Origin of the sequence: Daejeonella sp., from assembly GCF_049655485.1 — a bacterium.
GTDB lineage: Bacteria > Bacteroidota > Bacteroidia > Sphingobacteriales > Sphingobacteriaceae > Daejeonella.
Genome location: NZ_JBASJU010000347.1, coordinates 1 through 15,987, shown reverse-complemented (window position 1 = coordinate 15,987; position 15,987 = coordinate 1). Strand labels below are relative to the sequence as shown.

Genomic DNA, 15,987 nt, shown 5'->3' with positions numbered 1-15,987 from the left:
ACAAATGATCCCGATTATATAACCCACAATCATGCTGATAAGGGTTCCTGTCGTGAAATATTTGGCTGTAGATAAAGATATACCCCAGGATGCTCCGTAGCTTATTATGGTATCACCCGCTATAACTTCCACACCTACATATAAGAATAGGGCAAGCACACCTAACAGAAGGTGGGGAAACTGCAGAATGCTCACCTTATCGGTGTTAGCAGCCGCCACCTCGTCATCTTCCTGATCGGTATCAATTTCAGGCAAAGTTGAAAAGTTAAGGACAATGCCTAATATCACCAGAACCACAACTATGATGATATAGGGAAGAATAACTCTCGAGGCCAGTTGATCTAACTCGGCAGCCTTACTGGCAATATCCATAGTTTCGAGTCGTAAGAGCAAAGAATCGGTATTGCTCAGCACGACTGCACCTAATACGATGGGAGCAATGGCGCCTGCAAGCTTATTGCAAATTCCCATAATACTAATTCTTTTCGCTGCACTCTCTGGCGGGCCGAGGATAGTGATGTAAGGATTAGAAGCCGTTTGTAAGATCGCCAGTCCCGTACCCTGAACAAATAATCCCAGCAAAAACAAAACATATGTCCTTGTCATTGCCGCGGGTATAAATATCAAAGCGCCTGCTGCAATAATAAGGAGACCTAAGGCCATTCCCTTTTTGAAACCAGTCTTTTTAAGAATAATCCCAGATGGGATAGCCATAACGAGGTACGAGATATAAAAAGAGAAGGCGACGAGATAAGATTCAAAATTATTTAATTCGCAAGCAATCTTGAGATAAGGAATTAAAACCGAGTTCAGCCATGTGATAAATCCGAAGACAAAAAACAAAGCTCCAATGATATAAATCGGGTGAAGTACTGGCTTGTTTTTCAAAGGGGGAACTTGACTTGTTGTCATATCAGCTTGTTTGTTTTGAATTATCTCATGATGTTAAACTATCATTAATCTAATATAATGTGTTCGCACACACAAAACCAAATTAAATCGATCGAATTTTTGAATTAATGATAAATTAACGTTTAAGATGATAAAAACGTAGAATAACAAATGAACATGGAACTGTTCCAGTGTGCGCCACAAGTCACGTTTTGTTTGCGCACACACACTTACTTAATTTAGGTGCCAGAACAACGGTAGATGCAACCTTAACCACTGCACTTTCATAACGGGCAGGCTCAAAAATGCAGCATAGTATTATCGCATTAGAAAAGTCAATCCAAAAAGAAAATATTTAGGAATTCAGAAGGAAGTCATCACCGTCCATGTCTACAAAATAATTGACATTCTCTTTGGTGACGATATCTAAGGGAAGGTATTTCAGGGCACTTACTTCTTTTTTGAAAATCAAATGATCAGCTAACTGGTGGATTCCCCAGTACCCTTGACCTTTTGGATTTTGATTAATCAAAAAACTAATAAATCCATTATTCAGGTAATGAATGTTCTTCGGAAGAAGATCATAGCCAACAATTTTGAACTTCTTAATATGTCGCTGCTTAAGATAGGACGCAACCTTAAAGGCCTTTGATGTAGTTACAAATATACCTTCGAGGTCTGGAGTGTTTTCTATAATCTCGCTCAGGCGCTCTGAAAATTTAGAGAAGTTGGAACTGTTGAGCTCCACTTCAAGTATGTTATACTCATGATCTATATTATTCTGTTTGAAATAATTTCTGAATCCCTGCTCTTTCTTGGACAAGTGGGCAGCATTACTCAACTCCTCGTCGAAATGGGCGATTAGAATTGAACAGGGATTAGGTAAGCCATATTGAATAATTTTACCGGCGAGGTAACCACTCTGATAGGAGTCCTGTCCTATGTAACTCAATGGATCGTAATCTGGGATTTGCGTATTGAACAGCACAAATGGTATTTGTTCTTTCTTCCAGCTTTCCAGGAAAGGAAGAACTTCCCTGTAAAATATCGGAGATAAGATTATGCCGTCAAAAGTTTGCTTTGCGATCTGTGAAGCATTTTCAATAAAGGAAGAAGCGCTATAAGGATTGAAATAGAAATAGGCGATATTAATCCCATATTGTTTTAGTTCCCTTTCGGCTTTAATTATTCCAGCCTTTGGAGCCTGCCAGTAAGGATCATATTGGTCATCCGGAATAAGCGCAGCAAATTGATACTTTTTTGACGATCCAAGTGCCCGAGCCATTAGATTTGGCTCATAGTTCATTTCTTTGATGATCTTCAGGACCCTTTCCTTAACTTTTTCAGACACCCTTCCCCGTTCATGCAATACCCTGTCTACTGTGCCCGTAGAAACGTTGGCCTTGATCGCAATATCTTTTATTCGAACAATTTTATCACTCATGTCTAATTGCAGGGATTTTATTTATCCGCTACCGTTCTGTTTCCAAATGTATAATAAGAATTAATAATTAATACTAGAATTAAGAAGAATGAAATAGTTTGCAAAAATTAGATCATTTTATCCGTGGTATGCTCAACCAATTAAGATCACTTGCCTGGCCCGAATAAAATTAGTACCTTTGCGGCGCTTTCAGCAATAAGGCTGACAGCTTTAAAGATTATCATGAACCCATTTAGTACCTTGGGTATCCGTCATGATATTGTTAATGCCATTACTGAACTGGGATTCGAAAATCCCACACCAATCCAGGAGCAATCAATCCCGGTATTACTTTCAGGCAGCAACGATTTTGTCGGATTAGCTCAAACAGGAACGGGTAAAACCGCTGCCTTTGGCCTCCCCCTATTAGAATTATTGGACTTTGAAGAAAATTATCCACAGGCGCTGATCTTATGCCCGACCCGTGAATTATGTCTTCAGATCACCAGTGACATTAAGAATTACTCCAAAAACATGAAGAACGTTAACGTTGTTGCTGTTTATGGAGGTGCAAACATCTCAGATCAATTACGCCAGATCAAACGTGGTGTACAAATCGTAGTAGCAACACCAGGCCGTATGCTTGATATTATTAATCGCAAAGCGATTGATTTTACTCAGGTTCAGTTTGTTGTTTTGGATGAAGCGGATGAAATGCTGAATATGGGCTTCCAGGAAGACATTGACAGTATCTTATCAACAACTCCTGACGATAAAAAAACATGGTTGTTTTCAGCTACCATGCCAACTGAAGTCCGTCGTATTGCTAAAAAATACATGACGGATCCGTTTGAATTGACCATGGGTACCAAAAATACCGGTAACGTCAATATCGAACATGAATATTATATCGTAAAAGCGCGTGATAAATACGCTGCATTCAAACGCATAGTCGATAACAATCCAGAAATCTTTGGTATCGTATTTTGCCGTACGAAAATTGAAACGCAGGATATAGCTGAATCCTTGATGAAGGATGGTTATAATGCAGATGCCCTTCACGGGGATCTGTCGCAGCAACAGCGTGATAAGGTTATGAAACGTTATCGCGAACGCAGCTTACAGCTTTTGATAGCTACTGACGTTGCAGCACGTGGAATTGATGTTAATGATGTAACACACGTTATTAACTATTCACTTCCTGATGAGATAGAAAATTATACTCACCGTAGCGGACGTACAGGACGCGCGGGTAAAACAGGTATTTCTATTGCCATCATCAATTCAAAAGAATTAGGAAAGATCCGTCACATCGAACGTACCATTGGAAAGCAGTTTACAAAAGCTGAAATACCAAGTGGTTTTGATGTTTGTGAGAAACAATTATTTGCTCTGATCCATAAAGTTCACAATGTTGAAGTTAATGAGGCTCAGATAGAACAATATATTCCACGTATTATGGATGAGTTCAAGGATCTTGATAAAGAGCAAATCATTAAAAGATTTGCATCTCTTGAATTCAACCGTTTCCTCGAGTATTATTCAAAAGCACCTGATCTGAATATTTCAAATGATGATCGTGGCTTTGAGCGTGAGCGCGGAGAACGTGGTGATCGTCCTGACAGAGCACCTAGATCTAGTGCTGGCTATACGCGTTTATTCATGAACCTTGGCTCGGTAGATGATTTCACTCGTGGCGACATGCTTGGATTTATCTGCAATAACACCAAGATCAGCGGAAAGAGCGTTGGTAAAATCGACCTAAAAGGTGTCTTCACCTTCTTTGAAGTGGAAGATGCTGAAGTAAATAAAGTAATTGAAGGATTCAAAACTGTAGATTTCCAGGGCAGAAGTGTTCGTATAGAGATGGCAGGCGACCGTGAAGGCGGAAGTGAACGCGGCAGCTCTGAAGGCGGATACCGTGGAAATTCTCCTCGTCGTGAAGGCGGAGGTGGAGGATACCGTGGCGGAAACAGTGGTGGTGGACGTCGTGAAGGCGGTGGTTCAGGTGGTGGCTTCCGTGATTTCTCAGGCAAACGCCGTGAAGATCGCAGCGGAGGTGGCTCATCATCCGGTAGCCGTGAAGGCGGAACCGGCGAACGCCGCAGAAGAAACTAACAAAAAAAACTCCTGATTGCTCAGGAGTTTTTTTGTTTATACCGTATTTCTTATTTATTTACTGTGCTAATGATATCAGCGACCTTGCTGTTCTGTCCGAAGTATTTAACCAGACGTTTCTTTGAATCATAAACATATGTTGCAGGAAACTGAACTGGACGGAATCTCACAATAAATTGCCTGTTCACATCTCTTAAAAGCGTAACATTCGCTTTCCCCTGCATTTTAGGCGCATACTTCTTCATGAACGCGTTTATAGACGGTACATTATCCATGGAAACAAGATAGAACTCAGTCTTTTTGAAATCATCGAACCTCGTTGATACAGCTTTAAGTTCATTTTGGCAATGATCACAGGAAACATCGAAGAAAACTATCACCATCTTCTTGTTCACAGTTAAATCCTTCCTGGAAAAGGGCTGGCCATTGAATCTTTGAAATGTGAAATCCGGTATAACTGGAGCTGGTCCTGATTGAGCATAAGCCATTGAAGCTATGCTCAAAAAAATCATGGAAAGGAATAATACAAAGTATTGACGGGGACTATTTCTGGTAATTAATAACTTATTCATAAAAGGCTTCTAAATTTTACCTAAAGTTAGTTTTCTCTGGGAGTGTTTTCGATTCTTAATTGATATTGCTAAATATCCCACACTGGAATGTCGATTAATGCTGATTATAATTTGAGTCTTTCGATAACCTTATCTCCGATTTTCTGACCCTGAACTACCCCCTCATTAACACTGAAATTATAATGAATGCCACCATAAACGCGACTAATAGAGGCTTCATCCGAGGCTTGCTTGAACGATTTAAAATCCCTCTTCATTCCAATGTACCGGAGGTCGCTTGTATCCTGAAATGCAAAGTTCTCACCGAATACTTCAGTTAAAACGGCTGAAGCGGCTCTTGTTATGGTACTGTGGCCACTTGGATATTCCGGAAACGGCGGCGTTTGTAGCATAGGAGCCCAGTCATTGTCGATAAATTCGTTAATCACTGTAATCGGCCTTACCGTGTTGTACTTATACTTCAAACTCCAGCAAGCGATAAATGCGTCATAGAGTGATACAGCAGTCACCGCATACACCTTCGCTATTTTCACCTTGTCCGCGTTGGTTTTCCGGGAGGCAATTGCTGCAATGCCCATCCAATGACCACCAGGTGTTATTTTTTTATTTGCAAACATCATATGGCCAGAATGCTCCATAACAAAGGGATTATCATCCCAGAACCGGGCAATATCTTTCTGTTCCTGTGTTAAATTTCCAGTTAACTTATGAAGACCACTGACTTCTTTAAAATAAACACTATTGGTATCCATTGAATATTTTGGAGGTTCGGGCAGTTCATTCAATAAAGCTGTCGAATCTAAGACCAAGGGTTCCATAGTTCCCCAGCACCATTCAACTCCATCCATATAGTCGGGAGCGGTTGGCCGCCATTGGCCTGGCCGCTCGTTCCCTAAAAACTTTGCTTTAGATCGGCTAATTCTATAGTTATCTATAGCAGCCCTCGCTAAAACTACCTTTCCAATAGAATCCCCAAATGCAACTGACCTATTGTAGGTATCCTCATCGAGGGAATTTTTAAACTGGGTAAATACCCGATCTTCATAAGGCTTTAACGAATCAATAGAAAACACCACTTTGTGAACTACCGTGAAAAAAGCACTCGTAGCGGCAAGCGTGAAATTATACTCTTTGCCTTTCTCAGGTGCAGGAAACTCTTTAAACTTCCTTAATTTAGATGCAATGGAAGGACTTCCAGGGTTTTCAAATCGCATAGCCTCATAAGACGCCAGGGAAGAATACGCGTAGATCCTACTTGCGACCGGTGGAGTAAAAACATCGTAAATAATCACCTGAGTAAGCTGATCCAGATTCTGGTGCAGAATTTCGGTTTCAGATAATGTTTCAGCTTTTTTAGTATTGCATGCCATAAGCAAAAACAAAAAGGGCAAGCCTATTACCAACAAATTTTTAATTCTCATAAAGTACTTAAACATAAACTGTCGAATGATTTAAAAAGTACATAACCTTATAATACTTTTCGGCTCTGATTTTTAGCATTCGTAATAGTCACGGAAACTACATTATTATCAAGACTCAAAAATCTTCCTGATTGCGACAAAAATGAGGAACCGTAAGAAATGTCTCTTTTTTGACTTTTTCCATTTTTAAGCTTAATAATTGCACTTACGTCATCAGAATTGACGGGAATATTCTTCAAGGAATTATTAAAGGTATAAACTTTTAATGGTCCTCTATTTTGACTTGCAGCTAATAAGTACTCCCCTTCCGGGTTTCTCAATTTCACTAACGCCTTTCCGTTTCCGGGAATAAAAATACCGCTTTCTAAAATACTAAGGCTTTTAAAATTACCATTTCCATCCCCTTTTAACATGAGGCCGTTTAAAGCATCATAGCGCCCCACAGTCACTTCCGTGCCATAGTCGTTTCCATTAATCACGACGTCGAGGTTCCCATCACCCGTAAAATCATCGACTAAAATCCCATTTAAAACTGAAAATTGAGCTTGTATGGGTAGTGGCTTGATACTAAACTTCCCATTACCTTCATTTTTCACGTAGCTGGATTGGAAATGATTGGCTTTCAACCTAACCGCTCCTGACCGCTGATCGGGAGTGAAAATCTCATCCATAGTAGCTATGGAATAGGATTTATAGTTCTGATACTTACTCCTGGTACCGATGATCTGTTTAACCATATCATCTCGTGTATGTGCGGGGAACTCCTTCATTTCGCCCTTTTGATCTGGCAGAAATAGCGAAGGTATAGCATCATAGCTGCCGTTGCCGTCAAAGTCTTTCGCTGTGATAAACACTGGATATTTCTCACTAGCCCTGTAAAACGAATTCTGGCCCTGATTGCCCACAATGTAGTCCATATCGCCATCGTTGTCGAAATCGCCGGGAACTATCGTGTTCCACCAGCCTGATAATTGCTCTATTCCGGAGGTGCTGCTTACATCGTTGAAAACGCCTTTCGTGTTTTTAAAAAACTTCAGTGGCATCCATTCACCAGCAAGAATTAGATCCTGCCATCCATCATTATCGAAATCGCTAAATGTCGCATCGCATACTAAGCCTATACTATCGAGACCGGAAGCTATTGACTTGGTTACATCGGTAAACTTAATTACACCGTTTTTCGAATCATTGCGGAATATAAAGCTAGATACTGCCTTAGGGTAATTCCAGGGTTCAACTCTTCCTGAAACAAACAAGTCGAGATCTCCATCCCGGTCAAAGTCGGCAGACCTTACACAAAGTTTACTGGTGAAATTCTGCGGCAAAGAGGCTGTAGCGTTCTTAAAATTACCTTTTCCGTCATTGGTATATAATCTATCCTGGTAAGCAGGTGAATTCGGTCCAAACTCATAACCTCCACTGGCCACATAAATATCCAGATCTTTATCGCTATCCGCGTCAAATAACAATATTCCTAAGTCCTGGCTCTGACAAGGAGCGCCGGTGGACTCCAGCGCAAGTTCTTTTTCAATAAATTTCTTATCGGCTTGCTGCCATAATATCTTTAAGGCTTGCTGGCATGATCCGCCGACAACCATATCCTCAATTCCATCACCGTTCAGGTCGCCAACAGCCAGTGCCGGGCCATATTGGGAAAACTTATGCGGAAGTAACTTTTGGATATTAAAATCTATCTGATCAGTTTCTTTGTGTATGTAATTCAGGTTTAATGAGCTGGTCACTTCTGTGAAAATACCTTTTTTGGACTGTAATGTCTGATTAACCTGACCCTGCCTCCCTGCATTTCGCGACTTAACAGTTAATGTCTGGTCAACTTTGAGGTTTCCAAATTTCTGCTTTTGACCATCGGGCCATTTCACTATAAGGGAATCAATTGTCGTATGGGATCCCAATCCAAAAAATGCGATGTCCTGAAGTGTTGAAAGGTATCCACGATAAGGAGTGTTTTCGTAAACCTGCTTTTGGCCATCTCCATAATATATTTCTGTCCATGCACCTAAACCATTTCTATTACCACCTTCATTTTGAAATTTCACTTTCAGGTAGTGGATGTCTTTAGTATTCTCAATGGAATTATTTTTATATAGTAAAGCTTCGTCGTTGATGTTGTTGATAACAATTTCAAGATCTCCATCATTATCAAGGTCGGCATAAACCGCCCCGTTTGAAAATGTAGGATCTTCCAGTCCCCATTGTTCCGAAACGTTAGAGAAAGTTAGATCCCCATTATTCTTAAAACCGTAGTTTTTAATTTTGATAATAGGAACCTGCTCCAATATCTGCTGTTTCGAGGCAATCGAATAAGCCTGGTTTCTGAACGTAATAAAATCGTGATCTGTCACATCCCTGGGATAACCATTTGTAATAATTATATCTCGCAAGCCGTCATTATCAAAATCATTAACCAAAGGTGTCCAGCTCCAGTCTGTTTCTGCTATACCGCTTAAAAAACCGATATCACTGAATACCGGTGCTCCAATAGAATCATTTTCCAATACTCGGGGTCCGCGGTTTAATTGTAATGTATTCCGAACGTATTGATATTGATAACCGTAATAATCAAAATTCTGATAAGTCTGATAACGGTTAGCACTCATCATCATCTTCTTACGATAATTATCTTCCGGATTCATATCTGCTTCGATAACATCCGACAGACCATCGTTATTTATATCAATGATATCTTGGCCCATACTATTCGCTGCAGTATGCTTGAAATACTCCTTAGATTTATCTGAGAAAGTACCATCCTGGTTATTGATGTACAAGATGTTATTTGAAACAAAATCGTTAGAGATATAGATATCCTTCCAGCCATCCAAATTTAGATCTGATATGGTTGCACCATGACCAAAACCTTCAGTCAGAATACCGGCCTCTTCCGACACGTTGACAAATACCGGATGCTTTAAAGACGCCTGGAAATCATTCCGATAAAGCCTTCCTGTACTTGGATGAGAACCGTCTGTTTTCGTAGGACGGAATTTGTTTGGGTTTTCTGTCCTGAGAATCTCGTTAACCACGAGATATACATCCAGATCCCCATCATTATCGTAATCAAAAAAATTAGCCATGGTGGTATGGGTTGAATCGTTCAATCCATATTCTTTGGCCATCTCCTTAAACCATGGTTCCCCATTGGATTTTACTCCCTGGTTCACATATAAAAGATTCTCCCGGTCCTTAGGATCGTCTGAAATAGTGACTGAAACATACATATCGAGCCAGCCATCATTATTGATATCAACGACAGACACCCCTCTGCTCCACTTTCCTCTTCCTGTGACACCTGCACTTTCAGTGATATCCGTAAACTTAAGGTCTCCCTGATTTAAGTATAATTTATTCGAGACCATATTTCCGGCGAAATACAAATCCTGAAGCCCGTCATTATTAAAATCGCCTACACCTACACCACCACCATTATATATATTAACCAAATCCAGTGGATTAATAGAATCATTTTCAACGATTACATTATTAAAACTAATGCCGGAATCAGAGGAAGAAATTTTTTCGAGTAATGCACTTTTCCCGCAGGAACTTAGAATCAAAGCAATTATGCAAATCGCAGATAAATTGGATTTCATTAAGTAATAAGGGTTTAAACAAAAATGGTAGAGACAAATGTCTCTACCATAAATATAGAATATTTTAAGTGCGATTATCCGCCCTTATTTTGATTTTGTTTCAGCTTACCTCCGCTGATATCAATCTGACCCTGAGGGATTGGGAACACCTCATCCTGGCCTTGCGTGAATTTCGCACCTTTCAAAATTTGGTAAGTCGGCATGTATTCAAGTTCTTTGGCAATATAATCATTCAATATTTTTGCCATCGATCCTCCAGTATCCCAACGTTGAAGATCAAAGAAGCGTTTGCCTTCCATTGCAAGTTCTAGTCTTCTTTCGAAACGAACTGCAGCGCGAGCGTAAGCTTGTCCTCTGGCTGTAAATTGACCAGTATAAAGTCCGATTTTGTAATTAGCAGCAGGAGTAGTACTGAACCCTTTTGAAGGATCAGCAGGATCTACGTAAGCCTTAACGAATCCAGCAGGATTAGCTGCTCTTGCCCTAACTAAATTGACTAATCTTTCAGCTTCTGCTAAACTTCCAGCCTCAGCTTCCGCTTCCGCAGCAAGCAGAATTACGTCAGCAAAACGGATATAGTTGTAATCATTACCAGTCGACTGATTTGCAGCCCAACCATCATAAAAATCTGATTGAGTAGCTTGTTCTGCTTTCCAGTAGATATTTTTCACTGGCAAGTAAGGACCAGCAGCTGCCTGAGCACGAACCCAGGTTTGTCCCGGCATATTTCCCCAATCCAGGTAAGGTATACCTCTCCTTCCAATTGTCCAGTCGATACGCGGATCTAATGCTTCCGTTCCCGGAGTATATGGCTGAACGGAAGTAAGTCCCATGTCAGTCTTTAGGTTAGTTGCGTTGTATGCGTCATTTTCAAATAGTGGCAATCCAGCAGCGTCAACTTTAAAGGCATTCGCTAAAGTAAAGGAAGGCTGATAAAAACCGCAGCAACTTGCAGGGCCACCGCCAGGGAAGTTAAGTACATCACCAGCATTACCATTCAAACCACCAGCACCGTCATTTACAGACATCTGCACTGCAAATACCGTTTCAGAGTTATTCTGTCTGGATGCACGGAACATATCAGAGAACATAGGAACAAGGGCGTATTTTACGCCACCAGTGTTTCTGCCATTTGCGATTACATCCTGAAGAATTGGACGGGCTTCTGCATACTTATCCTGATACATTAATACCATTCCCAGCATCGCTTTCGCTCCCCAACCATTGATACGACCAAACTGAGGCTTAGTAGCTGCCAGGTTAGCTGCTGCAAATTTTAGATCTGCTTCAATTTGAGGATAAATACTTACATCATTACTTAGAACGATGTTTTTGTTTTCGTAGCTTATGTTTTCACTAACAAAGGGAACTTTATCACCATAGATTTTAACCAGTTCGAAATGAAAAAGTGCGCGTAGAAAACGGGCTTCTCCAGCAATTTGCGTTGTATCGGCAGCGCTTATAACACCAGCAGGAACTTTTCTAAGTACCTTAAGTACGTCGTTGGCTCTCTGTGCACCAGCATACATTGCACCCCATTTAGCTTGTAAATAAGGCATGGTAGGAATGGTACTATAATTCTCTACTTGCTCTGCCTGAGGCTGATCTCCATATTCAGATCCTTTGTGTGAATCGTCTGATGCGACACCACCCCAGATCCAATTGGTGACGGACTGGGCCCAAACGTCACCGCCGGGACCGCCAATTCCATCTAATAAAGCGTAAGTTCCAATCAAAAGGCCGTCGACCCCTGCGCGATTAGCTAAAACCGCTTCACTGCTTGCACCAGCTGGAGCTCTCTCCAACCATTCATCCTTACAACCATATGCAGTAACAAGCAAGCCGAAGCATAAGGGGATGAATAATTTATAATTTATAGTTCTCATAATCTAATTATTAAAATGAAAGGTTAAGACCGAATAAGAAACTTCTTTGGTTGTTAGGGTAATTACCGTAATCTATACCAAATGAAGCAGATCCTACATCACCGTTGGGATTTGCACTACCAACTAACTCCGGATCAATACCTGAATATTTCGTAGCGGTAAATAAGTTAGCACCTTGCACATAAGCTCTTAAGCGCTGTACTCCAAAACGTTGCAATACCGTTGGATTGATGGTGTAACCTAATTGTAATGAACGCATTTTCAGGAACGATGCATCCTCCAAATAATAGGAATTGAACGCACCTGAGTTACTCAAGTTGTTTGCTGCTTCCGCAACTGGAGTAGTAGCATTCGGATTCGAAGCTACCCACTGATCACGTGGTGCAGTAGGGTTTGTTGGAGTCCAGGCTGTTAATAACGATTTGCTTTTACCGCCTACGAACGTACCCACAAAGTCAGTCCAGTATTTCACATAATTCACTGCGTCATTGCCTTGAGAACCGAACAGAACAGTAGAAAAGTCAAACTGTTTATACGATGCTGATAGATTCAAACCGTAAGTAAAATCTGGATTTGGATTTCCGAAGAACGTACGGTCAGCCGGAGTGATAGCATTATCACCATTGATATCCGCGTATTTGAAACGGCCTGGAGCAGCACCAGCCTGAGTTGGTGAACCTGCTACGTCAGCTGGATCTCTGAAAAGGCCATTGACCTGGTAACCATAGAAAGAAGAAACTGGCTGTCCCTCCTGGTTACGTACCAGATTTCCTATCCGTGAACCTGCAGACTCAAAGAAATCCCCGGGAACAGATATCACCTCATTTTTATAAGTAGTGAAGTTAAGTCCTACATTGTATCTGAAATTTTCTGCTATCGTATTGTTATATCCTAAATTGAAATCAAAACCACTGTTCTGAATATCTCCAAGATTAACAACCGGAGCAGAAGCACCCCCTGCAGTAGACGGTAAAGCATCTCTGAACAAGAGTCCATTGATGTTTTTCTTATACCATTCCGCAGTGAAATTAACTTTGCTACCCAACATTGTTACATCGATACCGACGTTAGAAACTACGTTCTCTTCCCATCCTGTTTCAGGGTTACCAATGTTAGATTGGCGGAATCCCTGAGTGATCGTGTTGCCACCTGTGATCGGGTAGTAAGAATTTCTGAAACCTTGATTAAATAAAGAGAAGGCGTTCGTGCCGGGAACATTCGCAAAAGATCCCATCTTACCCCAACTACCTCTTATTTTCATATCATCAAGCCACTTTACATCCTTTAAGAAACCTTCTTCAGATATTCTCCAGCCTGCAGAAAATGACGGGAATACACCGAAACGACGGTTGGCTCCAAATACAGAAGATCCATCACGTCTGACAGTAGCACCAAGCAGGTATTTATCATTAAACTGGTAATCAAAATCAGCAAATAAGGAGAACAATCTGTTATTTGCGCCCACGAAACTAAAGTTAGTCACGTTAGAAGTACCGTTTCCTAATAACAGGTAATCAAAATCACTTGAGAAAAGATTGTTTGCATTACCACCTACACCTCTTTGAAAAGTGTTTACGGCTTCTGAACCACCCAGCACTTTAAAATTATGCTTGCCGATTATTTTTGCATAATTTAATGTATTAGTCCATGTCCATTGGCTAAAGTAACTTGCACTTTCACCTAAACCATTCGGATTAGCAAAACCTTCACGATTGAAATATGGATTAAACCCGAAGTTAACATTATAACTGTTACCGAGTGTACCACCGAAGCTGGTACGAGCAGTGAAATCTTTAAGGAAATCAACTTCTCCAAACACGTTACCCAGCATGTTCCAGTCATTATTTCTATTGTTACGGGTATTTTCCTGTAAAGCAACCGGATTTTGAGCATTACCCATCTCTCCAGTACCTAAACGCGTTCCAGCATAATTACCTTGAATATCACGTACAGGTATTAACCGTTGCATACGGTATGTGAATGAAATTGCATTTCCTTCACTTTGGTTTCCTCCTGGTATGCCTGGAGCACTTCTATTAAACAGATAAGCGTTTTCGCCAATGCGAATATTTTTGTTTTTCCCAAGACTGAATGAAGTATTTACCCGTGTTGCATATCTTTTAAGGAAGGTCTCAATTAAGGTACCTTGCTGATTCAAGTAATTAACAGAAAATAAATAGGTTGAATTTTCACCACCACCACTTGCTGATAAAGCATGGCTGGACTGCGGAGCGGTTTTAAAAACCTCATGGAACCAATCTGTTCCAGCCTTATTTGTCTGTGCAATTTGGTAATTGTTATTTGGATTTGAAGGGTCAAATACATAACGGGATGGATCTACGCGTGGATCACCAGCCGCAGCATAACCTCCCAGGTACAAGAAATCTGGAACTGTTCCTCCTTTATATATAGGATGGTCAGGATTTATCTTACTATAAACCTGAGCCTGCTCCAGAGGAGTCATGATATTAAATACATTACCTGATGGCGGAGTAGTTTGACCGTAGTAAGTATCGTATGTGATTCTTGGAGTGCCCGACTTTCCTTTTTTAGTAGTTACTACGATAACCCCGTTGGCACCACGTACACCATAAATTGAGGCAGCTCCAGCATCTTTCAATACCTGAACGGATTCGATATCATTTGGGCTGATATCATTTAAGCCTCCCTGAACACCGTCAATCATGACTAACGGTGCAGTGTTACCGAAAGAAGTCACACCACGAACGAATATACTTGCGTTAGCACCTGGCTGACCACCGGATATAACCACAACACCTGAAGCTTGTCCCTGAAGAAGTTGTGATGTCGAACCTGATGGTACCGATGTCATCGCATCTACGTTAACTACTGCAACGGATCCTGTAATATCTTTCTTTCTTTCGGATGAGTAACCAGTAACAACGATCTCTTCCAGGCTATTTAAAGATGGAGAAAGAGAGATGTTGTAAGTCGTCTGGCTTGTTACCGTAATTTCCCTTTCAATGAAACCCAGGTATCTTATTACTAATACATCCCCTGTATTTGCGTTGATCGCGAATGTTCCGTCCGGACCGGTAGACGTACCTGCGGTACCTCCTTTGACCTGAACTGATGCGCCAATAATTGGCATATTATCGTCACTTGCGGTGACCTTACCTGTAACTCTAGTTTGAGAGAAGGCGTTTAAAGAAAATAGTATACTCAGGACTACTAAGTATACTTTCCTTTTCTGATTTAGTAAAGAATTCAACATATGTTGTTTTTAAGAGGTTTGAATAATGTGTTAAATTGTTATTACGTGAAATGATTAGTGTAGAGTTGCCCTTTCTTTCATATGATTTAGTTAAAATGGTTCATTTTATGTCAAAACAGAGTCTAATATAACCATAGTGTAAAGTTTACACAACAAAAAAAGATTCTATATTGGAATATGGTTTATAACATATTGACAATCAGTAAGATAATTTATAAGCTTAAACGGCAGAATTTCAAAAAAAGTGGGTACGTAACCGCAATTGAATGCAACTTTAAGGGAAGGTAAATATAATACAGTTTTATCGAAAAATAAGGTTGCTGAGAAATCTCTCAGGGCAACCAGAAGATTTGAAGGAAAATTCGGGAAACAAGTCTTTATATGCACCTAACTGGACTTGAGTAAAAACTAGAACTCTCCATATACTACTAACGAAGAAGTATATGGAGAGTTGGCCTAATTGAAATTAAAGCAAAATATAAAGACCTGAAACAGGTTTTACAAGGCAGTTTGGATGAGAAATTAAACTCCATCCATGTATACACGGGTACCTTCGCCGGTAGTGTAGTAATTACGTTTGTACATATCAACAAACACATCTTCACCATTTGGGCCCTTTACATCAGGCATCAAACGGTCTTTAATTTTGTCGACAAACTGGCTAACTTTGTCGGACCAACCCTTATTGGCCTCCGCAAATTCTGAAACTTTATCGGCCCAGCCCTTGCTTTTGTCTGTAAGTTCGTCCAGTAAGGTTGATCCGTCTGCCTTTTTATGCGTTAATACTTTATAGGCAACGCCGGCAACTGCGGCAATTCCTAATATGGTTG

Annotated in this window: 9 protein-coding genes; 1 reads left to right on the top strand and 8 read right to left on the bottom strand. The window is 40.6% G+C overall.

Translation table 11 applies throughout. The features are described from left to right. On the bottom strand, positions 1-912 hold a 912-nt coding region (locus WBJ10_RS14210; RefSeq protein WP_424291423.1), incomplete at its 3' end, for an MFS transporter. 334 nt (positions 913-1,246) lie between these two features. Further along, positions 1,247-2,335, bottom strand: a complete 1,089-nt coding sequence (locus WBJ10_RS14205) for a substrate-binding domain-containing protein (RefSeq protein WP_424291421.1) — start codon at positions 2,333-2,335, stop codon at positions 1,247-1,249. A 222-nt stretch (positions 2,336-2,557) separates the two neighbouring features. Here WBJ10_RS14205 and WBJ10_RS14200 point away from each other — a divergent pair, with 222 nt between their 5' ends. Beyond that, positions 2,558-4,432 carry a DEAD/DEAH box helicase gene (locus tag WBJ10_RS14200; RefSeq protein ID WP_424291419.1) on the top strand — a complete coding sequence of 625 codons (1,875 nt, stop codon included), beginning with the start codon at positions 2,558-2,560 and terminating at the stop codon, positions 4,430-4,432. Between the two features lie 50 nt (positions 4,433-4,482). Here the strand turns inward: WBJ10_RS14200 and WBJ10_RS14195 are convergent, their stop codons facing one another. From WBJ10_RS14195 to WBJ10_RS14170, 6 genes are all read right to left on the bottom strand, one after another. Further along, a complete protein-coding gene (locus WBJ10_RS14195; protein WP_424291417.1) occupies positions 4,483-5,004 on the bottom strand; it encodes a peroxiredoxin family protein in 522 nt (173 codons plus the stop codon). 104 nt (positions 5,005-5,108) lie between these two features. Next, positions 5,109-6,425: a vanadium-dependent haloperoxidase gene (locus tag WBJ10_RS14190; RefSeq protein ID WP_424291415.1), complete on the bottom strand. Its 1,317-nt coding sequence runs from the start codon at positions 6,423-6,425 to the stop codon at positions 5,109-5,111. A gap of 47 nt (positions 6,426-6,472) precedes the next feature. Further along, positions 6,473-10,036 carry a VCBS repeat-containing protein gene (locus WBJ10_RS14185; RefSeq protein ID WP_424291413.1) on the bottom strand — a complete coding sequence of 1,188 codons (3,564 nt, stop codon included), beginning with the start codon at positions 10,034-10,036 and terminating at the stop codon, positions 6,473-6,475. A gap of 74 nt (positions 10,037-10,110) precedes the next feature. After that, positions 10,111-11,922: a RagB/SusD family nutrient uptake outer membrane protein gene (locus WBJ10_RS14180; RefSeq protein ID WP_424291411.1), complete on the bottom strand. Its 1,812-nt coding sequence runs from the start codon at positions 11,920-11,922 to the stop codon at positions 10,111-10,113. A gap of 10 nt (positions 11,923-11,932) precedes the next feature. Continuing rightward, complete coding sequence (locus tag WBJ10_RS14175) at positions 11,933-15,157, bottom strand: SusC/RagA family TonB-linked outer membrane protein (RefSeq protein ID WP_424291409.1); 3,225 nt, start codon at positions 15,155-15,157, stop codon at positions 11,933-11,935. A gap of 522 nt (positions 15,158-15,679) precedes the next feature. Next, positions 15,680-15,987 (bottom strand): hypothetical protein (locus WBJ10_RS14170; protein ID WP_424291407.1); only part of this gene is annotated, 308 nt, incomplete at its 5' end.

Bases quoted from the DNA above. Each gene is read 5' to 3' on its own strand.
- WBJ10_RS14190 (WP_424291415.1), bottom strand. From the start codon at position 6,425: ATGAGAATTAAAAATTTGTTGGTAATAGGCTTGCCCTTTTTGTTTTTG.
- WBJ10_RS14200 (WP_424291419.1), top strand. From the start codon at position 2,558: ATGAACCCATTTAGTACCTTGGGTATCCGTCATGATATTGTTAATGCC.
- WBJ10_RS14195 (WP_424291417.1), bottom strand. From the start codon at position 5,004: ATGAATAAGTTATTAATTACCAGAAATAGTCCCCGTCAATACTTTGTA.
- WBJ10_RS14205 (WP_424291421.1), bottom strand. From the start codon at position 2,335: ATGAGTGATAAAATTGTTCGAATAAAAGATATTGCGATCAAGGCCAAC.
- WBJ10_RS14185 (WP_424291413.1), bottom strand. From the start codon at position 10,036: ATGAAATCCAATTTATCTGCGATTTGCATAATTGCTTTGATTCTAAGT.
- WBJ10_RS14175 (WP_424291409.1), bottom strand. From the start codon at position 15,157: ATGTTGAATTCTTTACTAAATCAGAAAAGGAAAGTATACTTAGTAGTC.
- WBJ10_RS14180 (WP_424291411.1), bottom strand. From the start codon at position 11,922: ATGAGAACTATAAATTATAAATTATTCATCCCCTTATGCTTCGGCTTG.